The 24,915-nt window shown below is 52.2% G+C and carries 22 protein-coding genes; 17 read left to right on the forward strand and 5 right to left on the reverse strand.

Annotation, left to right across the window (positions count from 1 at the left end; translation table 11 throughout):
- The first annotated feature begins 7 nt into the window (after nt 1–7).
- The 3 genes from lepA to hemW are packed head-to-tail and all read left to right on the forward strand — an operon-like array spanning nt 8 to nt 3,656.
- On the forward strand, nt 8–1,816 hold the full coding sequence (lepA, locus tag QME66_00925; protein ID MDI6807530.1) for a translation elongation factor 4: 1,809 nt from the start codon (nt 8–10) through the stop codon (nt 1,814–1,816).
- A gap of 9 nt (nt 1,817–1,825) precedes the next feature.
- Nucleotides 1,826–2,461: a signal peptidase I gene (gene lepB, locus QME66_00930; GenBank protein ID MDI6807531.1), complete on the forward strand. Its 636-nt coding sequence runs from the start codon at nt 1,826–1,828 to the stop codon at nt 2,459–2,461.
- 37 nt (nt 2,462–2,498) lie between these two features.
- On the forward strand, nt 2,499–3,656 hold the full coding sequence (hemW, locus tag QME66_00935; protein MDI6807532.1) for a radical SAM family heme chaperone HemW: 1,158 nt from the start codon (nt 2,499–2,501) through the stop codon (nt 3,654–3,656).
- Here the strand turns inward: hemW and QME66_00940 are convergent.
- The gene (locus QME66_00940; GenBank protein MDI6807533.1) at nt 3,648–4,283 is read right to left on the reverse strand and encodes a SagB/ThcOx family dehydrogenase; all 636 of its coding nucleotides are present in this window, start codon (nt 4,281–4,283) and stop codon (nt 3,648–3,650) included. The two genes, hemW and QME66_00940, sit on opposite strands and share 9 nt — an antisense overlap.
- A gap of 410 nt (nt 4,284–4,693) precedes the next feature.
- Here QME66_00940 and QME66_00945 point away from each other — a divergent pair, with 410 nt between their 5' ends.
- The 14 genes from QME66_00945 (at nt 4,694) to QME66_01010 (ending at nt 19,338) form a co-directional block, all read left to right on the forward strand.
- On the forward strand, nt 4,694–6,196 hold the full coding sequence (locus tag QME66_00945; protein MDI6807534.1) for a carbohydrate-binding protein: 1,503 nt from the start codon (nt 4,694–4,696) through the stop codon (nt 6,194–6,196).
- Nucleotides 6,197–6,608: 412 nt separating this feature from the next.
- Nucleotides 6,609–7,745: a glycosyltransferase gene (locus tag QME66_00950; protein MDI6807535.1), complete on the forward strand. Its 1,137-nt coding sequence runs from the start codon at nt 6,609–6,611 to the stop codon at nt 7,743–7,745.
- On the forward strand, nt 7,738–9,150 hold the full coding sequence (locus tag QME66_00955) for an undecaprenyl-phosphate glucose phosphotransferase (GenBank protein ID MDI6807536.1): 1,413 nt from the start codon (nt 7,738–7,740) through the stop codon (nt 9,148–9,150). Before QME66_00950 ends, QME66_00955 begins: the two co-directional genes overlap by 8 nt.
- A complete protein-coding gene (locus QME66_00960; GenBank protein ID MDI6807537.1) occupies nt 9,147–9,728 on the forward strand; it encodes an isoprenylcysteine carboxylmethyltransferase family protein in 582 nt (193 codons plus the stop codon). Before QME66_00955 ends, QME66_00960 begins: the two co-directional genes overlap by 4 nt.
- A gap of 61 nt (nt 9,729–9,789) precedes the next feature.
- A complete protein-coding gene (locus tag QME66_00965; protein ID MDI6807538.1) occupies nt 9,790–10,878 on the forward strand; it encodes a glycosyltransferase in 1,089 nt (362 codons plus the stop codon).
- 5 nt (nt 10,879–10,883) lie between these two features.
- Complete coding sequence (locus QME66_00970; GenBank protein ID MDI6807539.1) at nt 10,884–12,041, forward strand: glycosyltransferase family 9 protein; 1,158 nt, start codon at nt 10,884–10,886, stop codon at nt 12,039–12,041.
- Nucleotides 12,038–13,159: a glycosyltransferase family 4 protein gene (locus QME66_00975; protein ID MDI6807540.1), complete on the forward strand. Its 1,122-nt coding sequence runs from the start codon at nt 12,038–12,040 to the stop codon at nt 13,157–13,159. The genes QME66_00970 and QME66_00975 overlap by 4 nt, the downstream gene beginning before the upstream one ends.
- Nucleotides 13,156–14,280 carry a glycosyltransferase family 4 protein gene (locus QME66_00980; GenBank protein MDI6807541.1) on the forward strand — a complete coding sequence of 375 codons (1,125 nt, stop codon included), beginning with the start codon at nt 13,156–13,158 and terminating at the stop codon, nt 14,278–14,280. The genes QME66_00975 and QME66_00980 overlap by 4 nt, the downstream gene beginning before the upstream one ends.
- On the forward strand, nt 14,277–15,080 hold the full coding sequence (locus QME66_00985) for a glycosyltransferase family 2 protein (GenBank protein ID MDI6807542.1): 804 nt from the start codon (nt 14,277–14,279) through the stop codon (nt 15,078–15,080). The genes QME66_00980 and QME66_00985 overlap by 4 nt, the downstream gene beginning before the upstream one ends.
- Entirely contained in the window at nt 15,080–16,123 is a 1,044-nt protein-coding gene (locus QME66_00990; protein ID MDI6807543.1) for a glycosyltransferase family 9 protein, read from the forward strand. The genes QME66_00985 and QME66_00990 overlap by 1 nt, the downstream gene beginning before the upstream one ends.
- A gap of 164 nt (nt 16,124–16,287) precedes the next feature.
- Nucleotides 16,288–16,491, forward strand: a complete 204-nt coding sequence (locus QME66_00995; GenBank protein MDI6807544.1) for a cold shock domain-containing protein — start codon at nt 16,288–16,290, stop codon at nt 16,489–16,491.
- A 216-nt stretch (nt 16,492–16,707) separates the two neighbouring features.
- Nucleotides 16,708–17,367 carry a hypothetical protein gene (locus QME66_01000; protein MDI6807545.1) on the forward strand — a complete coding sequence of 220 codons (660 nt, stop codon included), beginning with the start codon at nt 16,708–16,710 and terminating at the stop codon, nt 17,365–17,367.
- A gap of 46 nt (nt 17,368–17,413) precedes the next feature.
- Nucleotides 17,414–18,832 (forward strand): ectonucleotide pyrophosphatase/phosphodiesterase, encoded by a 1,419-nt coding sequence (locus QME66_01005; GenBank protein ID MDI6807546.1) that lies wholly within the window; start codon nt 17,414–17,416, stop codon nt 18,830–18,832.
- A gap of 155 nt (nt 18,833–18,987) precedes the next feature.
- Entirely contained in the window at nt 18,988–19,338 is a 351-nt protein-coding gene (locus tag QME66_01010) for a hypothetical protein (GenBank protein MDI6807547.1), read from the forward strand.
- A gap of 123 nt (nt 19,339–19,461) precedes the next feature.
- Here QME66_01010 and QME66_01015 read toward each other — a convergent pair whose 3' ends face one another.
- From QME66_01015 to QME66_01030, 4 genes are all read right to left on the reverse strand, one after another.
- Nucleotides 19,462–19,725: an AbrB/MazE/SpoVT family DNA-binding domain-containing protein gene (locus tag QME66_01015; GenBank protein MDI6807548.1), complete on the reverse strand. Its 264-nt coding sequence runs from the start codon at nt 19,723–19,725 to the stop codon at nt 19,462–19,464.
- Between the two features lie 400 nt (nt 19,726–20,125).
- A complete protein-coding gene (locus QME66_01020) occupies nt 20,126–20,767 on the reverse strand; it encodes an NYN domain-containing protein (GenBank protein ID MDI6807549.1) in 642 nt (213 codons plus the stop codon).
- Between the two features lie 257 nt (nt 20,768–21,024).
- Complete coding sequence (locus QME66_01025) at nt 21,025–24,273, reverse strand: Eco57I restriction-modification methylase domain-containing protein (protein ID MDI6807550.1); 3,249 nt, start codon at nt 24,271–24,273, stop codon at nt 21,025–21,027.
- A 176-nt stretch (nt 24,274–24,449) separates the two neighbouring features.
- A partial coding sequence (locus QME66_01030; GenBank protein MDI6807551.1) for an IS630 family transposase occupies nt 24,450–24,915 on the reverse strand: 466 nt, incomplete at its 5' end.

Below are 24,915 nucleotides of genomic sequence, written 5' to 3' on the forward strand. Positions count from 1 at the left end.
ATCGAAGATGGAAGAAAACTCAAATACAAGAAACTTCTGCATAATTGCCCATATTGACCATGGCAAGTCCACCCTTGCGGATAGATTTCTCGAGCTTACGGGAGCAATCCCGAAGAGCGAGATGAAGGAGCAGGTTCTGGACGACATGGATCTCGAACGAGAGCGGGGCATAACAATAAAATCGCACCCCGTCACTATGCATTACAAGGCAAAGGATGGGAACACGTACCTTCTGAATCTGATAGATACCCCAGGTCATGTTGATTTTTGCTACGAAGTGTCGAGAAGTTTGGCGGCATGCGAGGGCGCAGTTCTTCTCGTTGATGCATCCCAGGGAGTCGAGGCGCAGACCATAAGCAACCTCTTCCTGGCCAGGGATGCGAACCTTGCAATTGTTCCCGTGATTAATAAAATCGACCTCCCAACGGCTCACATCTCGAACACAGTAAAAGAAATGATTGATGTGCTCAGCTCCAGGGAAGACGAAATAGTACTTGCAAGCGCGAAGGAGGGGACAGGAGTGGAAGAGATTCTTGAAGCGGTAATAACGAGAGTCCCTTCTCCGCCCGGCAGTTCGAGAGGTTTTCTCAAGGCGCTGATCTTCGATTCAGTTTTCGATCAGTTCAGAGGTGTTGTGCCCTACGTGAGAATCTTCGACGGCTCCGTGAAGACAGGGAAAAAGATCGTCCTCCTTTCCTCGATGAAGAGTTTTGAGGTTGTTGAAGTTGGAATCTTCAAGCCGGCGATGACGCCGGTTGATGAACTTCATGCCGGTGATGTCGGTTACATTGTGGCCGGGGTCAAGGATATACAGGATGCAAAGGTCGGAGACACCATCGGCGAGGAGGGTGATCCGGCGCCCACAGCGCTTCCCGGATACCGTCAGATGAAACCGATGGTATTCAGCGGGCTCTATCCCGTAAACGCTGAGGGATACGAGAACTTGCGAGATGCACTTGGCAAACTGTCGCTCAACGATGCATCCCTATCATATGAAGCGGAAAGTTCTGTGGCGCTCGGTTTCGGTTTCAGATGCGGGTTTCTCGGGCTTCTCCATCTTGAGATTGTGCAGGAACGCCTCGAGAGGGAGTATGATGTCAGCCTCGTCGCTACATTTCCCAGCGTCGGTTACAGAGTCGTTTTGAAAGACGGTACTTCAATCATGGTCCACAACCCCGTCAACATGCCTGCCCCGGGCAGAATTGACAGAATTGAGGAGCCCTACGTCAGCGCAGAGATTATTACGCCGCCTGAGCATCTCGGGGGAATTCTGAAACTTGCACAGGAGAAAAGAGGTATATATGTGAGCATGGAGTTTCTTGAAGCAGACAGGGTGAGACTCAAGTATCTAATGCCGTTGTCCGAGATCGTTGTCGATTTCTACGACAAGCTCAAATCCGTTTCAAGGGGATATGCATCATTTGACTATGAGTATGCAGCCCACAGGGAATCAAAACTCGTGAAACTTGATATACTCCTCAACGGCGACCCGGTCGATGCGCTTTCCCAGGTCGTCCACGACGAGAAGGCATACGAGAGAGGGAGAACCATAGCGTCCGCTCTGAGGAAACTTATCCCGAAGCACATGTTCCAGATTGCCATACAGGCAAGTATCGGCGGCAAAGTGATCGCGAGAGAAACAATCTCGGCATTGAGAAAAGACGTGACGGCAAAATGTTATGGAGGAGATATCACAAGAAAACGAAAGCTGCTTGAAAAGCAGAAGGAAGGGAAGAAGAGGATGAAACGGATTGGGAGTGTTGACATTCCCCAGGAAGCTTTCCTTTCCGTCTTGAGAAGCAGGGAAACCGGGTAGGAGGGAGCCGTGGCAAATAGGAAAGAGCTCAAGAAACGGTCTTTGAAAAGCACAGTCAGAGAGTATCTCGAGGCGATTGCCCTTGCGATTGTCGTTACGCTTTTCGTGAGGGCCTTCATTATTCAAGCGTTCAGGATCCCGACTGGTTCGATGACCGATACTCTTCTCGAGGGGGATTTCCTTTTTGTCAGCAAGTTCATCTATGGCGCACAGGTCCCTTTCACCAACTGGCATCTCCCCAAAATCAGAGAGCCGAGGCCGGGAGATATAATTGTCTTCAAATATCCCGAAGACCCGAAGAGGGATTTTATCAAGAGATGCGTGGCCGTTGGCGGGCAGACGATAGAGATTCGGAACAAAGAAATGTATGTAGACGGACGGAAGCAGAACGCCGGTTATGTGAAGCACGTCGATGATCGCATATACTCGGCATTCGAAAGCCCAAGAGACAATTTTGGGCCTTTCTATGTGCCAAAAGGATACCTTTTCATGATGGGTGATAACCGCGACAACAGTCACGACAGCCGCTTCTGGGGTCCTCTTGATGAGAAACTCGTGAAGGGAGAGGCGCTCGTCCTTTACTGGTCATGGGACAGGGAGCATTTCAGACCAAGATTCAGCAGGCTATTTCACCTGATAAAATGAGCGAGCACATCCTCTCCCCTCTGGGGAGAGGACCGAGGTGAGGGGATTGCCATCTGATTCATCCCTGGGACTCTATCTCCACATTCCATTCTGCAGAAAGAAGTGCAGCTACTGTTCGTTCATGTCAGTAGTTCCACAAGATGACCTTCTGCGCAGGTTTGCGGCTTGTCTCAAACGTGAGATTGATCTCAACCGGGATCTTCTCTCTCAGAGGAAGATTGCGACGGTCTATGTCGGCGGCGGAACTCCGGGCGTTCTCGGTGAGCGTCTCCTCGATATTATCCGGTGTCTTTCCGGGAACTTTGATCTAAGCGATATTGTCGAATTCACAGTCGAGCTCAATCCTGAATCTTCGCCAGTCGAGCTCCTCAGAGGAATCAGAAAACTCGGGGTAAACAGAGTGAGCATCGGAGTTCAATCATTCCAGGATTCCCTGCTCTCCACGCTTGGCAGGATTCACACCCCAGACATGGCGAGGACAGCTTACTCGCGGGCGAGGGAAGCCGGATTCCAGAACGTCTCCATCGACCTAATGGCCGGAATCCCTGGCCAGAATCCTGAGCTGCTGAAAGAAGATCTGGAACAAGCGGTCTCGCTGCTGCCCGAGCACATATCGTACTACCTTCTTACGCCCGAGAGCATGACACCGCTCTCTCATGCCATTACATCAGGGTATGCCCATCTCCCGGCCGACTCTCTCGCCAGAAGAATGCTTCTCCATGTTTCGAAGTTTCTGAAACAGAATGACTATGAAAGATACGAGACATCCAACTTCGCCAGACCAGCGTTCGAGTCGCGGCATAATATAAATTACTGGAAAAGGGGCGAGTACCTTGGGCTAGGGCCGTCTGCCTGTTCTCATCTGTCCGGGAAGAGATGGAGGAACAATCCAGACCTGGAGAAATATCTTTCCTCTTTGGAAGATTCGAGAGTTCCAATGGTTGACGAGGAAGTGCTGACAAGCCGCGAGATTCTAACAGAGAGCTTCATGCTCGGCTTGAGAATGAAAGAGGGCATCCCTCTTGAATCGCTAAGAGAAACTATCCCTCCTGAAAAGAATGAATCTCTTATGCTGCTTGTGTCATCTCTTTCCGAACAAGGGCTTCTCAGTCAAAAGGGAGGCAATCTTTCCATAACTGAAGAAGGGCTCCCGGTCTCAGATTCCATAATCGTTGAGCTTGTTTCCTCACTGTGAGTTTTGCTTCCTTCCTACCGGCATCATACCTAATGGCTGTTCTTCTTCCGGCATATTCAGAACCTTCTTCGTTTTGTCATCATCAAAGGCCCCGATGAATACTGTTCCCAACTCTAGCGAGATTGCCTGCAAATAGACATTCTGGGCCGCGCAGCCAACTTCCATGTGCGCGTATCTTGTGCCTCTCTCCCCATATTTCACAGTTGTTCGTTGATAAACTGCTGTGAATACTATGACTGCAGCGGCATCTTTAACCAAAGACTGGCGAACAACAACGTTGCATAGATCCGCTCTTCTATCTCCTTCCATCACTTCTATCAGTTCGCGCCCGTGGGGCTTGTACTTGTAAACGCCACGTGAAAGGTCGGTCACATTGCCTGCCACAATATAGAGTTCAAGCGGGTACAGAGCTCCAGCAGAAGGAGATGTTCTGAAGCTTCTCGCTGAATCTGTTATTCCCTGAGCTGCCCACAGAAGCTGTGATACTTCAGCTAGTGTCAGTGGTTCATCGTTGTAACCTCTGACCGACCTTCTCTCAAGCAGAGCTTTTTCCACCGAGGTTTTGCCATCGTACTTGGGTTGAGGGAGTTTTATTGCTTGCTGGTTCAAAACGGATTTGTGCCTCATTTTTTGGGGTGCCAATGTAACAGCCAACACCACCCCTGCAGACATCAGAATTACAACTGATATCAAAGCGTACTTCTTCGCTCTGGTCATTGTTTGTTCTCCTCGCGTATTGGACTAAACTCTTAGGCGTTTGATCTTTTCCACCCAATTCCGTTCCAACGAATAGCGGCAAGGATACCATTCCCAAGTTAGAGGATATTAAGAGACACGGCAAGTGGAAATACGGGGCAGTGCATCTTATTCATCGAGCGTGTGCCGGGCGAAAAGATACCTATCTCCCCAAGCCGTGGGAAACTCCCCTTTACCTGTGCTTGCTTGAAGGAGGCGCGTAGAAGTGATATTCTTAAGTATTGGTACCTTATCGGACCGCCCGTGGATGGGCCCGGGCATCAGACTTGGAACCTCCGAACTTGCCAAAGGCCACTCAAATACTAGCGTTTTCTGCCATCCTGGTGCTTGCTGCTGTCCCGGCTTACCTTTTCTCGGCTCCTATTCATACGACATACCTCTGGCATATGCATCAGCCAATCTACTGGCCTGACAAAAGCACGTGGAATCCGTGGAGATATGAGACTGCTTTCGAAACCGTAACTCTGGGACATTCACAGAGTGATGTTTTCTCCATATTCAACTGGGTGGTGGTCCCCGATATTCACATTGCAAGGGCGTGCAAAGACTATCCGTTCGCCGGCCAGGAGGACAACTGCGATCCGCCAAACCAAGCCGACAAGATAAATCCGCCTCAAGGCACCTACACGAAAACGAGCATTTCGAGAGGAGTGGCCGTAAAGGTGCCGCCCGGATACGCAGAAAGACCGCACTACGCAAAGTACATCGACCCCGGAACCGGGACGGAATACAAGATCCTGGTCATCCCTTCGGCGATGGCACCGAGTTGGAATGAAGGATACGGCATGTACGGAACGAGTGAGATTGACTCGATGGCCCGGTTCAATGATCCGGCGCACCCAATTCTTGTTCTGTTCAGCCACGATGGAGACAACGCCTGGTCAGGCGGATACTCTTATTACTACGAGAATGTATCAAGCTTCAGCCATCAGGCGGTCTCAAGAGGCTACGAGCCGACAACGGTGGAAGAGTACCTTCAGGATCATCCTGTTGATCTGAACGACATCGTTCATGTCGAAGCGGAAGATAGCCAGGGCAATGTAAAGAGAACTCCGATTCAGCACGTCTGGATCGGGACCGGGGCCGGTGGAGATGAGGCTTGCTTCTGGGAACCGGAAACTCCTTCTTTAGGCGACACTCTCTCCATCTTCTACAGCGCGGTTTATGGCACGCTTCCTGACACAGCAAGCAGAGTCTTCATCCGCATCGGACATAGCGGGTGGAAAGACATTCTCACGCCTGACCCAGCAATGGTTTTTGATGCCGAAAGAGATTACTGGAAGTACCGCTATGCAATTCCGTCTCAGGCAACCTCCGTCGATTTCGTTTTCAACGATGGGAGAGGGAATTGGGACAATAACAGTGGTGATGATTGGACAGTACCCGTATCGGGAACCATTCAATTTGTGATGGACGGCGTGCTCGATTCGTCTGCTGTGAAGATCGCAAGTTCAAGCGGAATCGATCTGCGGGCTTGTGTGAGCGGTACGGTTCTTTACTTCGCCACTCAGGGGGTCCTATCTACAAACGGTGTGGATCACTTCGTTTTCGTTTCGACTTCGCCGGGAAGCTTGAAATCGGCACCCTGGGCAAAGTCCGGGAGTGTGGCTTCCTGGAACTACTTCCTCGGCGGTGAAGATTCAAACAACTGGTGCGGCTGGTTTGACGGGGCAGGAACGTTAGTGAATTCATCTTCTCTTGGGAAGGCGCAAGGAGCTGCGCTTGAGGGAACGATAGACCTGGAGGCTCTATTCAGGACTATGCCAAGAAGGTCCTCTACCTGAAATAGAATAACGAGCTCCGCTGCCCCTCATCAACCTCTCCCCCTCGGGGAGAGGATCAAGGTGAGGGGAACTTGCCCTGCGACGCTCCCTTTTCGGGGAGACAGGAACCCAGGAATCTCATTATGTTCGCTCCAACGCCATCTTACCTTACAGTTGTACACAATGTCTTATTTCTTCACATTAGCCGCTAATTCTGACAGAATACCTGCTCGGCCCAGCACCCGAGACGTTCCGGGCCATGAAGGAACTGAGTCCCAGTAATCCAAGCATCGTGTATAATGGCGGGTGGTCAAATAGGTTGTGCTGTTCACCGCGCGGATCAAGCTGACTATCATGCGTCTCCACAACGGCTAGATCTCAGCTGCAGCCTATCCGCGGCAACCCCAGTGACAATAGGAAGCCTACCACCGAAATGAGACAGCATCAGGCAGCAGCGCGCGGTTCAAAACTGTCAGTTGCTCTTGTCCAGGATTGGCTCACCGGCATGAGGGGAGGGGAGAAGTGCCTCAGCGCCTTCTGCGAGCTCTTCCCTGATGCTCCGGTATTCACGTTGATTCACAAGAAGGGAACTATCTGGAAGAGCATAGAAGATCACCGTATCGAGACATCTTTCATCGAGAAGCTTCCCTTCGCGTTCAAATCTCACCAGAAATACCTTCCACTTTTCCCGGCTGCCATCGAGCGGTTCGACCTGCGGGGATTCGATCTTGTCATATCTTCGAGCCACTGCGTTGCCAAGGGTGTGCTCACATTTCCAGGAACTACTCACATCTGCTACTGTCACACTCCCATGAGGTATGCATGGGACATGTATTGGGACTACTTCGGGCCCGAGAGGGAGCGCGGAATAAAGGGGAAATTCATTTCGGTCGTCCTGAGCTATCTGAGAACGTGGGATGTGGCATCATCGCAGAGAGTGGATCACTTCATCGCCAATTCGGAGAACGTGAAGAAGAAGATTGCCAAGTACTACGGGAGAGATTCCGAGGTCATCCATCCCTGGGTTGATACGGAAACCTTCGTAGAAAACGGAAACCCTGGTGATTACTATCTCATTGTTTCCGCACTCGTTCCTTACAAGAGAATCGACCTTGCCATTGAGGCAACTAGAAGACTCAATGCCCCTCTCGTAATCGTCGGAAATGGAGTTGAAAGGAAGAGGCTTGAGAAGCAGGCGGGCCCGAATGTGAAGTTCACCGGATGGCTTGATGGCCAAACGCTTTCGAAGTATTACTCGGGCGCAAAGGCGGTGATCCTTCCAGGAGAGGAGGATTTCGGAATAGTGCCTCTTGAGGCGCAATCTTGCAGGAGGCCGGTCGTCGCTTACGGAGCCGGAGGAGCCCTCGAGACCGTGGAAGAGGGGAAGACAGGATTCTTCTTCTATCCGCACACCGTTGAATCCCTGATCGAAGCTCTCGTCAAAGTCGGAAAGGAAAAGCTTGATGGGGATGCGATGAGAAAGAACGCTCTCAGATTCACAAAAGAGAACTTCAAAGAAAAGATCAAAGCTTCGATAGAAACAAAGCTGGGGGAGCGAAGTTTTGGGTAAGATCGAAAGGCGAAAGAGGGAGACGAAGCTGCAATCCTTCTGGCTTTTGTCCGACTTTGCGTCAATTCTGATTTCGTTCTGCCTCGCATACTCTTTGAGATTTGGCTGGCCGTTGAGCAAGATCTTCCCGGTCGCGAAAGGTGTCCCATCGTTCACCCTGTATTTCCTGACAGCAGTTTTCCTCGGAGTCTTGTGGCCTGTTATCTTCCGGACATTTGGATTGTACAGCGTGCGGAGGTCGCTTGCCATCGGCCAGGAAATCTCATCGATCCTGCTAGCGGTCACATCCTGCATGATTCTCTCTCTGGCATTGAGCTTCTTCGTAAGGGACTTGAGCTACTCGCGCCTGGTCATCGGCGTAGCATGGGCTCTTTCCATGCTGTTCGTGACTCTGGGAAGAAGAGTCGTCGGGAAGTTCGTCGGGATTCTTTGGAGAGGAGCGTCTTTCGGAGTGGCAGTTGTCGGCGCAACTGAGGTCGGCCTTCGTCTTGTATCGCGACTTCGTGAGAGCCCGCCCCCCGGATTCAAGCTGGCCGGAGTTATTCTTGAAGATGAAGGAACCCAGGTCCCGGAGGATGTCCCGATTCTTGGCTCTCTGAAGGACATTGGTGAGATCGTTTCGAAGAACGACATACAGACGCTTTGGTTTTCGCTTCCGCTCTCGAAGCATTCCGAGATTCCCGTGCTGATGGAGAATACGTCTCACCGCGATCTCGATTTTGAATTTGTCCCGGACCTAGTCGAGCTGATGTCGAGAAGATCAAGAGTGACTGAGATTGACGGAATTCCTCTCCTGTCTCTCAAGGAGTTCCCGCTGGTCGGCTGGAACGTCGTCCTGAAGCGCACCTTTGACGTTGTCTTCTCTTTGGTCCCCCTGATCCTTTTGATTCCGCTTTTTGCCGTAGTCGCCCTTCTCATCAAGCTTGACTCGAAGGGCCCCGTCTTCTACGAACAACAGAGAATGGGAAGAGACGGCAGGCTCTTTCAGATCCACAAATTCCGTTCCATGATTGTAGGAGCCGAGGACAAGACCGGACCTGTCTGGGTGGCGAGAGATGATGTCAGGAGAACCAGGCTGGGGAAACTCCTCAGAAGGTCCAGTGTGGACGAACTTCCTCAGCTCTTAAATGTGCTCAAGGGAGAAATGAGTCTTGTTGGTCCGCGGCCGGAGAGACCTCACTTTGTCGCGGAGTTCACGGCGAAGCGGCCCGACTATTTTCAAAGGCACCGGGTGAAGTCCGGAATAACCGGATGGGCGCAGGTGAACGGGCTAAGAGGCGACACGCCTCTCGAAGAACGGACTGATTACGACCTGTACTACATTGAAAACTGGTCCCTGGGGTTCGATCTGAAGATTCTTGCCATGACCGCCAAGGTGGTCCTGAGCCAAAGGGGAGCATATTGACGAAAGAGCGCCTTGGGAAGATCGTCTTTTCGCTAAGGAGCTATACTCCGATTCCCTTCCTTCTGGCGGCTCTTGTCTGGTCCAGGGTGAGCTGGGGAAGCTATTTTTCGGGACTCGCACTTGTGATTTCCGGCGAGGCCGTGAGGTTGTGGGCAGTTAGCATAGCTGGCCCCATGACGAGAATGAAGAATGTCGGGGCCGCAGAGCTAATCACCGCCGGACCTTTTGCTCACACCAGAAATCCCCTTTACTCAGGAAATTTTCTCATCGGATGCGGCTTCTGCATCATGTCCTGGGCGCTTATGCCCTGGCTGCTCATGGGATTCGTCTTCGCTTTCTTCGTCCAGTATTCGTTGATCGTCTTGCATGAAGAAGAATTTCTCAAGGAAAAGTTCGGCGTCAAATACTCCGAATACGCGCATGATGTTCCCGGAATTTTCCCCAGATTCAATCCCTACAAGAAGAGATCAGGGCCTGTTCCGAGCATCGTGCGGGGCCTGAAGTCCGAGAGAAGAACGCTTCAGACAATCGTGCTTCTCCTGGTCCTCTTCATAGCCCGGCGGCTCCTTCAATCCTGAAGGAATCTTTCATGCCATCTTCCAGAGAAGAGATGGGAACTCTCCAGAGACAGGAGCGGGAGTGAGAATCATCTTTGTGAACACCTCGAGGATTTGGGGAGGGAACGAGAAGTGGACATTTGAAGCCATCAAGGGTCTCCGGTCACGGGGGAACGAGGTGGCTCTTATCTGCGGCAGGAGCCTTCTGGAGAAAAGGGCAAGAGGGCTTGGGATCCAGGTTGTCCGGATGCGCATGAGAAGCGACATTGACCTCATTTCACTTTTCAGACTCACGGTTTTCTTCAGGACGTGGAAACCTCGGAGCGTCGTACTCACGAGGGGAAGGGAATACTGGCTTGGCGGAATCGCCGCGAGAATGGCACGGATTCCGTTCATCGTTGCCAGAATCGGGATTGAAAGAGAGGTAAGACGTTCCCTCAAAGACAGACTCATCTTTGGATTCCTTCTCGACAAGATAATCGTGAACTCGTCCTCGATACGCAGCTCTCTCCTGAGCGGCGGCGCAATCCCTGCCGATAAGGTCGCGGTCATCTATAATGGAGTCAGGACGGATCCGCCTGACGAGAAAGCAAGGCAGCGGATAAGAGAGAGTCTTGGCGTTCAGAAAAATGAACTTCTCATTGGGACGGCAGGAAGGCTCATACACAGAAAAGGAGTAGACATCCTGCTCGATGCAGGGAAGAGACTTATGCTCAAGGACAAAAGTGTGAAACTGGTCTTCTTAGGCGACGGCCCACTGAGAGAAGACATACTTGCAGCATCCAGGGAGGAATGTTTCAGCGGCAGGATTATCGTCACGGGCTTCATCGAAGGCATCGAAGAATATCTTGCTTCCCTGGACATGTTCGTTCTCCCTTCGCGGGCAGAAGGAATATCGAATGCCCTTCTTGAAGCGATGGGACTCGGTATCCCATCCATCGCTGCCAGAGCAGGCGGTCAGGAAGAGGCAATTGCAGACGGGGAAACCGGATTTCTGGTCGGGAAAGAAGATGTGAGCTCACTTTGTGAACGCCTCCTCGAGCTGACCTCGAAGCCCGACAAGAGATCGACCATGGGGAAGCTGGCAAGACATTTTGTGGGCGAGAGATTCCCAATGGACGTGATGCTCGAGAAGCTCGAATCGCTGCTCGCCGGCGGCGAGAAAGGCTGATTCCATTGAAAATCCTGAAGAGGCTCGAGAAAGCCAACAAGGCACTTTTTTCTCTCATCCTCTCTTTGTCTCTCCGTCCCAGAGGAGAAAAGGAAATTCCGGGCAGGGATGAGATCAGAAGGATCCTGCTCGTGAGACATGACGATAGACTCGGGAATCTAGTTATGCTAACGCCTCTTCTTTCGGCGCTAAGAAGCCATCTTCCTCACGCCAGGGTGACCATGCTCGTCGGAAAAAGATATTCAGACCTGTTCAAGCATGACCGGCGAATTGACGAGCTCCTCATCTTCACCCGTGGACTGGGGCCGAGGAACCTCCTGGGTATTCTCCGCCTGGCCATCAGGCTCAGGAAAGAAGAATTCGATATTGCCCTCGATCTCTCCCACGGCCATTCGTTTTCGCTCACGAATGCGCTTCTCATCCGGTTTTCAAAGTCCATGGTGAGGATTGGCTACAAGAGGGGGCTAAGTAACAGATTCATTGATAATGAGCTACGGATGTCTGTTCACGTGACACATGAAATCAATATCTTCCTCGGCCTTCTGAGGACAGTGATAGAAGTGCCGGTGGATCTGGAGCCCAAAATCGCTCTTCGTGACGAGGACCTTCGCGGCGGGAGGGAACTTCTTCGCAGAATCGGCTTCCGCGGCCGGGAGGCAGTAGTTGGAATTCATCCGGGCGGAAGAGGAGACAAGCTCTGGCCCATCCAGAATTTCCTGAGAGTTGCCGAGCTCCTGAAGGAAAGTGGAGCGGAGGTCGTCTTCTTCCTGGGTAATCCTGAGAGAAGGCTGATTTCGATGGCGCACGCGGAAGGAAGATTCAAGATTCTCAAGGGCTCATCCACCTCCGCTGAGGCAGAATCGCAGTCCGGCTCGCCTGATTCCTCCTCCTTCGGGGCGTTTCAGCCTTCAGGCGTGATTGAGCTGGCCGCCCTCATTAAGAACTGTTCTGTCTTTCTGTCAGGGGACTGCGGGCCGATGCATCTTGCAGCCGGGCTGAAGGTTCCAACTGTTACAATCTTTCTCGTTGAGAACTATGGGCGATATGGCTACGCCGGTGAGATGAACAGGATACTGCACGGCCCCGGTGCGGTGAATCCTGAAACAGCCGCAGATTGCGTGGAAGAACTCCTGAAACTCAGTGAGGAGAAACGCTCTTCGTGACCGCCAAGCTCAAGATTCTTTTTCTCAACTCAGTCCGAAGGGAGATGTGGGGCGGAGGCGAGAAATGGATGGTTACTGTCGCAGCCGGCCTCAAAAAACGTGGCCATACAGTTTTTCTCGGGGGCAGGGAAGGTTCCCGTTTTCTTGAGGAGGCACGCAAGGCGGGAGTTGAGACGGTGAGGTTCAATTTTCGTGGAGACCTTGATCCTGTCACTTCCTTCAGGATTTTCCGTTTCATCTGGGAGAACAATCTCACGACGGTGTGCACCAACTACGACAAGGAGCTCAGGCTGGCGATGATTCCCGCAAAGCTGTCGAGGGGCACTGCGGTCGTTGCAAGAAAAGGGCTCCCCTTGATACGGGACAGATTGACTTACAGAATATGCTATCAGCACTTTGTAGATGCGATCATCGTCCCTTCCAAGAGCCTGAAGAGAGAGTTGAGCCAGATACCGTGGCTCGACAAGAATATCATTAACGTTGTGCCGAACGGGGTTGATGCTTCAAAATACCTTCCTGGCCTTGACAGATCGCTTCTTGCCGAGTTCAGACTTCTACCGGACAGCCCGTCCGTGGGAGTAGTGGCCCGGCTGTCAGGCCAGAAGGGGCACCTCGCTTTCCTTCAGGCGGCCAAAAAAGTGAGGGAGAAATTACCTGATGCTGTGTTCTTCGTGGTGGGTGACGGGAAGGAAAGAGGCGCCCTGGAAGAGAGAGCAAGAGTTCTTTCGCTCGAGAAGAATGTAATTTTTGCCGGGCACAGAAGAGATATGACAAAGGTGTACGCGGCGCTCGACGTCGTCGTCCTCCCTTCACTCTATGAAGGAATGCCAAACGCAGTTCTTGAAGCGATGTCATGCGGGCGGGCAGTGGTCGCGACACGCACGGGAGGAACTGAGGAGGTGGTTCAGGACGGCATCTCAGGCTTCATGGTCAACAGGGAAGATCACACTGCAATCGCCGAAAGGGTCATCCAACTCCTCTCCGAACCTGAACTTCGTGAAAAGATGGGGAATGCCGGAAGACGCCTGGTACTTGAGAAATTCACGGTGGAAGATATGATCAAGTCTGTCGAGACGATTTTTCTGTCGCGCTCATTGCCGGTACCCAACGCGCTATGAACATTCTGCAGTCTCTCAACTTCAGATGGTGGAATGCGAGTGCAGAGTATGCGATAAGTCTGTCAAAGGGCTTATCCGACCTTGGACACAATGTGATCACGTTTTCCCGGAATGGAAGCCCGGCATCGAACAGAGCAGAAGAACTGGGACTCAGGGTCGTTTCGCCGGCCGGTATGGGCTCAAAGAATCCGCTCTCGAGAGTGCCCGTGCTCCGCAGCATGCTCGCAGTATTCCTGAGAGAGAGAATAGAAATCTCAAATCTTCACGATGGGGAATCTCACTTTCTTGGCGCAGTTGCTTCACTCTTCTCGGGGAGAAAGACGAAGGTCGTAAGGACATTGAGTGAGACGAGAGGTTCAAAGGCCAATGCCTTTAACCTTTTCCTCTACAGATTCATGACGGATGCCGTAATCGTGACAAACGGCTGGACGGTTGATGCATTGGCGCAGAAATTCGGAATCAACAGGGAAAGGGTGTTTTCAGTCCATCCCGGGATAGACACCGAGAAGTTCTCTGCCGGTATGTTCCGCGGAATGCTGCGTTTGAAACTTGGGATTCCTTCTGATGTGCTGCTGGTTGGACTAATCGGGAGGCTCTCGCCGGTCAAGGGGCAATACTATTTTGTTAAAGCTGCCTCTCTTCTGAGTGACCCGAGAAACATGCGTTTTGTTGTCTCCGGCAGGGCCGAGGAAGTGAGACACGAAGACTTGATTGAGACTGCCCGGGCGCTTGGTGTCGAGCACCTGTTCTGTTTCCTGGGCGAGTTCAGTGACGTAAGGGAGGTTATCGACGACCTCGATATTGCGGTTGTGCCCTCTGTCGGCTCCGAAGAGATCTCAAGAATAGTGCTGGAGCTGATGTCTATGGGGAAGCCGGTCATAGCTTCTTCTGTCGGTTCGATTCCGGAGTTGATCGAAGACGGAGTGACCGGGCATCTTGTTCCGCCGGGAGACGCAGCCGCGCTTTCGGATAGAATCAGCGAACTGACGAGGAAAAAGGAAAAACGAACCTTCCTGGGAAAGGCCGCGAGAGAGGAGGCAGTCCGGAAGTTTGACAGCCGGAATGTCGCGCGAAGGGTCGAGAGAATATTCGAGGACTGTCTCCAGAGGAAGAGAAGATGAGCGTGGAAAAAACCGATACAAATCCCGGCAACAAGATCTCCGCAACCGTAATTTGCTATAACGAAGAGGAGAAAATTGAAGCGTGCCTGGGGAGTCTCCGCTGGGCAGATGAGATTATTGTCATTGACTCCGGGAGCACGGACAAAACCCTTGAGATAGCAGGCAGGTTCACGGACAAGCTATTCTCTGGTCCCTGGCCCGGCTACGGAGAGCAGAAGAACAAGGCAATTCAGAAGGCAAGCTACGATTGGATACTTTCAATTGATGCAGACGAAAGAGTTACGGATGAGCTTGCCAGGGAAGTAAGGAAGGCGCTCGATGAGAATGCTGCATGCGATGGATTCTTCATACCGAGGAAAACATTTTATTGCGGGAAATGGATAAGGCACTGCGGCTGGTATCCGGACCGGAAACTGAGACTTTTCAAGAAGACAAAGGGCAGGTGGTCTCCCGGGCTTCACGAGAGAGTGATCCTGAACGGGAAAGCCGGAGACCTGAGCGCGAACATACTTCATGAATCCTTTACAAGCATAGGAGAGCACATTCGCACTATCGAGAACTTCACCTCGATTGCCGCCCGCGAACTCAGGGATAGCGGAAAGAAAGCACGACTGTTTGACCTTCTCGTGAGGCCGGGGGCGGCGTTCTTCAAGATGTACTTCGTGAAGAGGGGATTCCTCGACGGATTCGAGGGTTTCCTGGTTTCGATTCTCTCGTCGTTTCACGTCTTTCTCAAGTACTCGAAACTTGGACTCATTGAGAGAGAAGAGCGGCGGAGAGGATGGGCGAGGTCCGCGTAATGAGTCTGGCTGAGCCGCGAAAGCGTGAAAGAATCCTTGTTGTAAGAGCCGACAGAGTCGGCGACATCATATTGACTATTCCTGTGTTCTGGAATCTGAGAGAGAACTTCCCGAAGAGCACGATAGCTGCCCTTGTCGCCCCGCATGGGAGGGAGATACTGAGACTCGAAGAAAGTGTTGATGAATTCATCGTCTATGAACGGGCAGGAAAGCACTCAGGTCTCAGAGGATTACTGTTGCTGACGCGCGAACTGAGGAAGAATAAGTTTGACTGCGTCCTCTTCATCCAGCCTGAAGGCAAGCTCGCCCTGGCCTCTTATCTGGCACGGATTCAAGAGAGGATCGGGACGCTCTACAGGCCGTACTCACTCCTCTTCACGAAGAAGCATGCGCAGCACAAATCACCATCCCTTAAGCATGAGATGGAGTATTCACTCGATATCCTGAGAGAGCTCGGAATGACACCGAGAAGCGGAGCCCCGGCGATCCGTCTCTCGGATGAGGAAATCGAAAATGCAAATTCCCTCAAGAGGGAAATCGGCCTGGAGGAGTCATCGAAACCGATCGTAGTCCATCCCGGCTCCAGCGGCTCATCCGGAAGATGGCCTGTAAGTCGGTTTCGAGAGCTCGTAGATCTCATAATAAGTGACGGGAAAGAAGTTGTGGTGAGCGGAAACTGCGAGGAACTTCCACTTCTGGAGGAAATGATTGAGCCGATGAAAGAGAAACCACTGTCAATTGTCGGGAGGACTGACCTGAGGACATTGGCTGCATTCTATTCGCTCTCGAAGCTAGTTGTTTCAAACAGTACCGGGGTAGTTCATTTGTCTGCCGCTGTCGGGACTCCGACGGCAGCGGTCTTTTCACCCGTGATATCTTCGAGCCCCACAAGGTGGAGGCCCATTGGAAAACGCCATAAGGTTTTTCTTCCGGACGTGCCTGAGTGCAAGAAATGCACTGAAGAGAAGTGCGTGTATTTTGACTGCATGGAGAAAGTCCTGGCTCAGGATGTGTTTCGTGACATCCGTGATATGATCGCATGAGCGTGTTTGAGTGCAAGAAAGTCCTTGACTGTAGGGCGGCTGTCTTGTAGAATGGCAGTGTTGGTTCCGGAGAATGTGTTCGAAAGTGCCAAAACAGAATAATGACAAAGTCTAAAGGGGCTAAGGTTGCCCCTAATTTTTTGTGAAAGGAGGTTGGGAAGAAGATGCCAGAAAAAGGCCGTGTTAAGTGGTTCAATGAGACCAAGGGATTTGGTTTCATTGAGCGCACAAATGGCCCGGACGTGTTCGTGCACTATTCTGCAATCGCTGGAGAAGGATTCAGAAGCCTCGAAGAAGGTCAAGAAGTGCAGTTTGACGTCACGGAGACCCCAAAAGGGTTGCAGGCAACAAACGTAGTCAAAATATAGATGTAAATCATCTTATTTGACTGAAGGGCTCCGGCCTCCAGGCTGGAGCCCTAGTTTTTTTGTCCGACGGTCCTCGAGCTGGCATCGGTTCCCCGGCCGCGAAAACCGGATTGACACTGTCCCGCAGAGTTGCTACCGTGCGCTTACTTCTGAGTGGCAGTCGGCATGTCAACGTCCGAACCAGAAGGCGCAATTCCCCTAACGCGAGGTGGAGAAATGGTACTCAGAAAGCTATTGCTGTTGTTTTTCGCGCTGGTGTGCGTCGTGATTGCCTACCCTGCTCCTGTCCCGGCTGATGACGTAACTGACCAGATTGACGGAGCGGTGAAGCTCTACAAGGAGGGGAAATTCTCCCAGGCCGCTTCGGAGCTAGATTTCGCACTGCAGCAGATCCGGGAAAAACAGGCAGAAAAGCTTAAGGGAGTTTTCCCAAAGCCGCTTGCCGGATGGACTGCGGAGGAGCCGGAGATGTCAGCCGCTGGAGCCAGCTTTATGGGAGGCGGAATCTCCGCGTCTGTGAAATATCAAAAGCCGCCTGCCGCGACCGCGAAACCATCGGAAGAGGGCGCAGAGGAGGTCGAAATCCCGGAAGTTGGTATCGAGATGATGACTGATTCGCCACTCCTCCAGGGTATGCTTCCCTTGCTCACCAATCCGGCACTAATGGGCAGTCAGGGAGGAAAACTAGTCAAAGTGAAGACATATCGTGGGGTTTCCAAGAAGGCGGGTGACGGCGGTGGCCCGGAACTGACCCTTGTCGTTGCCAACAAAGTTCTGCTGACTCTCAAGGGAAGTAATGGCGCAACCGAAGCTGATTTGCTTGCGTATGCTAACGCTATCGACTTCGTGATGCTGGAGAAACTGGTAGCCCCATAAAGCGGCCTTGTGATTGCTGACATCAATGGGTAAACGAGTCGGGCTCATGCGGAAAAGTATTCGATCTGCTTTCCCGATAATCTTTGTCCTCGTCCTTCAGCTTCTTTCATCGTCTCCACTCTGCTCTCAGAGCAGTTCAGCTCCGAGACTTGTCCTCATCTCAATCGACGGTCTCTACCCTGATATCTACCGGCAAGCTGTGGAACTCGAGCTCAGGGTTCCGAGCCTTGAGTCTTTGGTCAGAGACGGAGTGAGCGCTGATGGAATGATAGGGATTTTTCCCACTGTAACTTTTCCTTCTCACGCAGCCATCATAACAGGAGTCCGTTCGTACCTTAACGGAATCACCGGAAACATAACTCTTGGAGATGGATCACCCCAGGGAACCTGGTACTGGTTCTCGGATTCGCTCCTGGTTCCAAGCCTGCCTGAAGCAGCTCACAGGAAAGGGCTCAAAGTAGCAGTTTCATCCTGGCCCTCGCTCTGCGGCGCTTCATATGTGGACTTCAGTCTTCCCGAAATATGGACTGTGGAAAAGGGAGTGACTTCGCGGGAGCTTGTTTTTCGCTATGACACGCCCGGCCTCACCGAAAAAGTCGAGTCGATGTATGGTCCCTGGACAGATAAGAGATTCGACTGGGGATATCAGGACGATAGGATTGCTGATGGAGCATGCGCGCTCATAAAGCTCGAGAAGCCCAACTTACTTCTGGTCCATTTGGTTGAGGTTGACCACGTGCTTCACTCCTTCGGGAGAGACTCAAAAGAAGCTCTGAAGGCATTCGAGTTGGCTGATGCTCAGGTCGGCAGGATACTTGATGCATTGGAAGAGGTTGGCCTTAGAGATAGTACGAACATCATCGTTGTCGGCGACCATGGCTTCGCCAACATTCATAACGAATTGAGGCCAAACGTGGAGCTTGGAAAGCTCGGCGTTCTGGAGAGCAGAGATTCCAGAGGAAAGACGCAAAGCTCTCAGACTACCGGCTCTCCAAAGTCATCGCCTCGAGCCACTGCTTTCTTCCGTTCGAGCGGAGGAGGAGGAGCGGTTTACTTCTCGCAAGGAAGCGACACAATGGCAATAGCCGATGTGATCTCACACTTCAAGAAGTTGAGTGAGACTGAATACAAGAGGATTTTCTACGTTCTGGACAGGAAGGAGCTTCAAAGATACGGCGCATTTCCGGGTGCAGCGTTTGGCCTTGCCTGTGAACCCGGCTACACCTTTTCGGGTGGCAGAGCGGGCAACTTTCTCTCCCCCACGGAATCACGCGGCACGCACGGATTCCTGCCTGAGAATCCGCTCATGTATTCAGGTTTCATCGCCTCAGGTCCTTCGTTCAAGAAGGGACTCAGAATTCCGTCCATCAGCATTCTCGATGTTGCGCCGACTGCGGCAAAAATCCTCGGAACATCTTTAGGCCCGCAAGTCGAGGGAAAAGTCCGGGAAGATATACTGAAGTAGACGCGCAATATTGTGCCGGAGTACACTGTACACCTCGAGGTGTCCGTGATTCACATCATACGCTCTCGCTCCACAAAAGTGGAGATGAAAGATGTGCCTGATCCCGCGATTAGGCAACGCATAGCCGAGATCACTCATGAGCTTTTGGGTGGCGTATGAAAGACCTCACGGCCATCCGCGAACGCTACTTGCGTGACGACCTCCCTGTCCGCTTAGGTGGGCTGGCAGCGAACTTGAGTCGAATCAGGTCATTCGCCAGCAACGACGCGAATCGGGAAGCAGTGGAAGGTTTGCTTGAAGAGAGCAAGTTCTTTATTGAGTGGACTGCGCCAGAAGCTGAGATTGATGCCGCCGCTGAATTGGTTCAATTACAAATTCTGCTGACTTGCTGGCAGCACAGGTGGAAAAGCATTTGGGCTGATCCTGTAGAACGCGCCAAGGTCGCCGAGCAGTCAAGTTCGTGGGCAAAGCGCATATTAGATCTGTCAGGCCTACTATCTTCTTAACAGGGTATAAGTAGCCCATGTTGCAGCCACCCCGCAAATTGCACAGCACGGGTTCTTCATGATTTCTCTCGCGAGCTCACAATTTCACTCGCAACATGAAGACATTCATAGCAAGAACAACTTTCACCCATGCCTCCGCGCCACAGACAGTGCCTTCTTAATGTCTGACCTCTTCATGCCAGATTGCTTCGCCCGGCGACGCGCATCCGCAATTAATCTGTTGAACTCGCGCATGGACGGCGGCAGGATCTCTTTCAGGATGACAACATCCCCATCACCGACGATAATAAACCGCGATCCAGGTTTCAGGTGAAGCTGTTTACGGATCTCCTCCGGAATAACAACTTGGCCTTTCGACGACATCTTGGTAGTGGCTAGATTCGTCATTTTCCAACCCTCCCTCCGGTATACTCTGACTGCGTCTTACTGGTAAGAATAGCAGTAAGCTCGACAAACTGGAAGCAGAAATTGGCGGCTTGACGTGACGACACGATCTTAACGTTGGAGCAGTCTGGCACCTGCGACGATTGCTGGTTAGCGCTAAGAGATAAATGGCCGGCTTCAAAAGTCTTCTGCCGCCAGGAAAGACGACTGGATCCGCGGGAATGCTTACCCACCGACTTGAGCCCTACGTGGCGGTTTGCAGTCACTCACGTTAGGGTACCTCGGCGATTTGCTCCACCACGCTCTCAGCATCAGCTTTGGCCCGTTGAGAATGAACTGACTGGGTTATGTCAGCCATGCGCGGTCATTGTATTGTCGCATCCTCTACTTCAGTGGCAGATACTCACCAATTGGATGGCTTCTGGATCGCTGTTCCGTCAGGCAAGACCAGTGGATCAGGAAATTGGTTTCGAAGATATGCTTTCAGCTTGATCGAAAAAGACTCGGGGGCAAGACCTGCGAGCTCTCTATTGGTTCGCTTATATGGGAAAGCGAAAAACACTAACTTGCTGGGGAACATCCGCTTGCAGACTCTGACTGCGGGTGCCAGGTCCGTATCTCCAGTCATAAGAATCACGGTCTCGCACTCATCGCCACAGCAAACTTCAAAAAGTCTAGCGGCAATTGCAACATCGGTCTCTTTTTCTGCATGAGTGATGAAGACTCTTTTGCAGTTGGGGCAATAAACCTCCTTCTGCTTGAACCTAGCCAGCTCTACATTTATTCCGGTTGCCCTCAAGCATTTCATGAAAAGCAGGTGTCGCCCAAGTTTGTCTGGTGTGCGGTGAGTGGGGGGAGCTGAGAAATAATAGACTCGTTCGAGAGTTGCTTTCTCGCTGCCGAACTTGCCCGCAATTGGCAGGTAGGAGAAACAGAGCTTCTTGATATCAAGCCATTTTGTCGTCGTGCCGGTAGCGTCTCGGCTGGCTTCCACTACGGAGTGATATAGGTTGAAACCATCGACTAGGAAGACGGTTCTATTCATATCAAGGAGAAGAAAAAACCTCCGGGTCGCAACCCGGAGGGGGCCAGCAGGTTCAGAGAACCTGACTGGGGATGAGCAATAACAGTATCGGCCAAGTTCAGCCCACTGTCAAGACTTTGTTCTGCCTGTTGCATGGCCTCTTGTTCGCCCCTTCCTAGGTACGTCTAGCTGCCAATCCATTCCTGCACACCATGTTATCACTTTTTCTTCTTGCCCGCTTCAGACGTTCGAATTCGCGGGCAAAAATCGCGGGTCCTTCATTCCCCTTCGACAGTTCTGATTTCCTCCTCAGTCAGGCCGTAGAGTTCGTACACCAGCGCATCGATTTGGCGGTCGGTGGCGTTAGTCTGGCGCTGGAGGGCATCTCTCTCATGCTCGGTCTTCGCCACCGCCAGCTGCTTGTGAAGTGCGAGCATTTGTTCCACCAGTGCAACCATCCGGTCGTGGCGAGCTTTGTCAGCGGGGTCGGTGAAGTTCATGGTGCGGATGGGAAGTTGTTCGATGAACTGCGTGAAGTAGCGGAAGAACCCGCCGCGCATGGTCGTGCTGATGCTCTTCAGGTAGAAGTCCAGGATCTGGCTGTTCAACAAGCCCAATACGTACTTCGACGACTCTGCCACATTGTGTTTCAAGGTGATGCCGTAGCCGCTGGTAAAGGCGTATTCACCCGTTTCGTCGAGCGCAAATGAGGCGCTGTCTGCAATATCTGGCACCAGAATTTTGCTGGTGCCCATTACGTCGATGTTCTTCGGATACACATAGGCATACCAACTCGAACCGCGCATCCTTCCTCGTTCTCGGTTTTCCAGATATGGCTTGTTCTCCAAAAGATACGCGAACGTCTTCTGAAACTGCTCTCGCATTTCCTTTTCGGGGATGAGGTTTGCGCGTCCGTTTTCAATCCGATACGGGATGATGACGACTTTGCCCGACGGTAGAATTCGGTATGGTTTGATTTCTCGCCCCTGTAAGAACAACGACACTGCCTTGCGTTCAAGTTGCACCTCCCGCTTCAGTTGCTTGGAATGGGCGGTTATCAGATCACCGTCAGCGGAAACTAGATCCAAAACATACACCTCGTTCGCACTTGTGCGAATGCCCTGCGCCATTCTGTCCGCCACGTCCCCCAACTTCGCCGGCATCTTGCTCAACTTTTCGAACAACGCCACGCCGGGACCGACGGTAAAGTTCCACTCGGCGGAAGTGACGTTGGCGCAGGGAACGTTACCCTCTGTCGCTTCAGCCGTGGTGCGCCAAGCGGCGAGGTCACTGACCTTCACGAAACGGCAATACTCGTTACCTGATTTATCGAGGAACAGCAGGCAGGTGTAAGTGGTCGCTCCGGCGAAAACCTGCTGATCGCCGAAGTGAACGATGTGGGCAAGATGTTTGCCGCCGGAGATGATTCCGCGCAATGCTTCGCCATACTGCGCGTTGAAAAATTTGTGCGGGAGGATCAAGCCCAACCACCCTTGACCGCAGAGAAGGTTCAAGCACTTCTCGACGAAGACGATGTAGATATCATAGTTTCCCTTGCTGGCACTCGCGTAGCGCTGCTTGTAGAACTCCACTTCAAGCGGTGCCCATTCCTTCATTGTCTGGATGCGAATATACGGCGGGTTCCCAATCACCGCGTCAAATCCGCGTTTACTCTTGGACTCTTTCCCACGGTCAGGAGAGGAAGCAAAGACTTGGGGGAACTCGGCGTGCCAGTCGAAGACATTGATCCGGTAGCGCTCTTCCTCATCAAGCAGACCCATCTGCGCGTTGTCGTAGAAGTCGGGGCCGATGAGGGAATTGCCGCACTTGATGTTGCTTGAGAGGTCCGGGAGGGCGCGCTCGTTGAACAAACGGAGTTGAGTTGCCAGAGTCTGCGTGTTCTCGCCTTCGAGCACTTTTAGGAGAAGTGAAAGTTTGGTTACTTCGACGGCCTGGGGGTCGATGTCAACGCCATAGATGTTGTTGAGGAGAATGCGTTTCCTTTCGCCAGTCGTCAGGCGCCAGTTGGCGGCTTGCCCCTCACCCTTGCCCTCTCCCCTCAGGAGAGAGGGAGTGATCCCCTCACCTCTGCCCTCTCCCCCAAGGGGAGAGGGAGAATAGGGATGCAGTTTGTTTCCAGCCTCACCCTTGCCCTCTCCCCAAAGGGGAGAGGGAGAATGAGTCTGGTACAGCGCTGGGGAACGGCCAGCGGCCCATTTCTTTGGGTCGTGGGTCACATACCAATCGCGGTGCCAATCGAGGAGATATTGGTAGGCACCAATAAGAAATGAGCCCGAGCCACAGGCAGGGTCGAGGATGCGTAGGGGCGTACCTGTGTGCGCGCCTGCGACCTGTTTCGGAGTCTTGCCTTCCACCAACTTCCCAACGGTATTCTTGACGATGTATTCCACGATGTAAGTCGGCGTGTAGAAAACACCGCCTGCCTTCTTGGCTTCCGGCTTATCTTCAACAACTGCACGGTGTCCGGCAGTGAGACGAATTACTTTTCCCAAGAACTGCTCGTAGACCTGGCCGAGGATGTCAGCGGGAAAGACGGAAAACTCATAGGGACTCTCGGGATAATAGAGGCTCTTCGTGATTTCCTTGAGCTCGTGGTCGTCAATGCTCAGGTTCAGCGTAAGCTCGTCGGGTGGTTCGGGCCGTGTCTTTTCCTTCTCGAAGTGAAACAATCCTGAGTTGTATCGCGCGTCTGCACGTTGGAACAACTCACACAACCGCGCATAGACTCTCCCGCCATTCTGAAGAGCCTGAAGCTGGCCGTATTCTTCAACGCCACGATCTTCACAAATCCGCAGGAAAATAATTCTGTCTATCGTGCACTGCACAGCGAAATTAAGCTCACGCTGAGTGAGTCCCGGGTTCCGAAGCGCAATGTTGCGAGCAAGCATTTCGCGCCAGGATTCAATGTCCTGGAGGAAGGCGTCATCAACCTCAGCAGTGCCCTTCTTGAGTCTCGTTGATTCGGCGTATCTGTCGAACGAACCTTTGAGCACCGCTTCGCGGGAGAAGATTGAGGCGATCTCCTTATAACGCTCGGAATACTCCCGACAGGTCAGATATAGCACCCGCGCCGCGGTTGCTTTGTCGCTCGCGACGGGTTTGACCCGGCAGTCATAAACGGCGAGTTCCTCGAAATCAGTCAGGATGCTGAGAGGCAGTTTTGCCGACCATGCATATCGGCGAAGTTGAAAAGCAGGGCTGATTTCCTCTTTCACGCTGACGGAAGGCTTCTTTGCTTCGACAAAGAACTTGCGGGCTCCGCCAATTCTGAAGCAGTAATCCGGAGCTTTGGTAAATCCGCCGATTTTGATCGCGTCTTCGTGGATTACGTCCTTGTAGGCCTCAGCATAGCCCTGCTTATTGTTCACGTCCCAGCCGAGTACTTCAAACAACGGGTCGAGGAACTCGCGCCTTAGTTGGGTCTCGTTGTATTGCCCGGAACGATACGCTTCACGATTTCGTTCGAACCGCTCGACGAGCTCAAGGATTTCTTTGGGAGCAGACATTTTCCTCTCGGTCCCCAGCGTCAGTATCGCTCAACCATCATCTTAGAAACTAAGAATAGTTCCAAAAGGCCATTGAGTCAAACTTCTGAGACTCTACCCCAAGGGGAAAGGGTAGGGTGAGGGGCAGGTGGTGGAACCGGCTTTACGGATGATGCTGAATGTATTAGAATTTGGTGCTAGTGTAGTGCGTCTAACGCTTCTTTACATTTGGTGACTTTGGCCAGGATGCGCTCAACAGGTGCGCTCCACACAAACACCTGGGGGTTCTGGTTATGACTATCGATATAGCTTTTGATAGCTGCAATCAACGCGGATACATTCCGGAAGGAACCGCGACGGATACGTTTGTCCGTCAACTCACGGAACCACCGCTCAACGAGGTTAAGCCACGAACTGGAGGTCGGGGTGAAGTGCAAGTGGAACCTGGGATGCCGTCCAAGCCACGATTTCACCCGTGGATGCTTATGGGTGCCGTAGTTGTCTACGATCAAATGAAGGTCAAGCCCCGCAGAAGTCTCAGCGTCCATTCTCTTGAGAAAACGGATAAACTCATGATGCCGATGACGCGCCATGCAGTCACCGATCACCCTACCGTCAAGCATGCTGAGGGCTGCAAACAATGTTGTCGTGCCATTGCGCTTG

It is taken from the genome of Candidatus Eisenbacteria bacterium, from assembly GCA_030017955.1.
In the GTDB taxonomy this organism is placed as follows: domain Bacteria; phylum Eisenbacteria; class RBG-16-71-46; order JASEGR01; family JASEGR01; genus JASEGR01.

Excerpts from the sequence above, each read along its gene's own strand:
- lepA (MDI6807530.1), top strand. The coding sequence starts at position 8 with ATGGAAGAAAACTCAAATACAAGAAACTTCTGCATAATTGCCCATATT.
- QME66_00940 (MDI6807533.1), bottom strand. The coding sequence starts at position 4,283 with ATGAGGCACAAATCCGTTTTGAACCAGCAAGCAATAAAACTCCCTCAA.
- QME66_00950 (MDI6807535.1), top strand. The coding sequence starts at position 6,609 with ATGAGACAGCATCAGGCAGCAGCGCGCGGTTCAAAACTGTCAGTTGCT.
- QME66_00980 (MDI6807541.1), top strand. The coding sequence starts at position 13,156 with ATGAACATTCTGCAGTCTCTCAACTTCAGATGGTGGAATGCGAGTGCA.
- QME66_00985 (MDI6807542.1), top strand. The coding sequence starts at position 14,277 with ATGAGCGTGGAAAAAACCGATACAAATCCCGGCAACAAGATCTCCGCA.
- QME66_00990 (MDI6807543.1), top strand. The coding sequence starts at position 15,080 with ATGAGTCTGGCTGAGCCGCGAAAGCGTGAAAGAATCCTTGTTGTAAGA.
- QME66_00995 (MDI6807544.1), top strand. The coding sequence starts at position 16,288 with ATGCCAGAAAAAGGCCGTGTTAAGTGGTTCAATGAGACCAAGGGATTT.
- QME66_01000 (MDI6807545.1), top strand. The coding sequence starts at position 16,708 with ATGGTACTCAGAAAGCTATTGCTGTTGTTTTTCGCGCTGGTGTGCGTC.
- QME66_01005 (MDI6807546.1), top strand. The coding sequence starts at position 17,414 with ATGCGGAAAAGTATTCGATCTGCTTTCCCGATAATCTTTGTCCTCGTC.
- QME66_01010 (MDI6807547.1), top strand. The coding sequence starts at position 18,988 with ATGAAAGACCTCACGGCCATCCGCGAACGCTACTTGCGTGACGACCTC.
- QME66_01015 (MDI6807548.1), bottom strand. The coding sequence starts at position 19,725 with ATGACGAATCTAGCCACTACCAAGATGTCGTCGAAAGGCCAAGTTGTT.
- QME66_01020 (MDI6807549.1), bottom strand. The coding sequence starts at position 20,767 with ATGAATAGAACCGTCTTCCTAGTCGATGGTTTCAACCTATATCACTCC.
- QME66_01025 (MDI6807550.1), bottom strand. The coding sequence starts at position 24,273 with ATGTCTGCTCCCAAAGAAATCCTTGAGCTCGTCGAGCGGTTCGAACGA.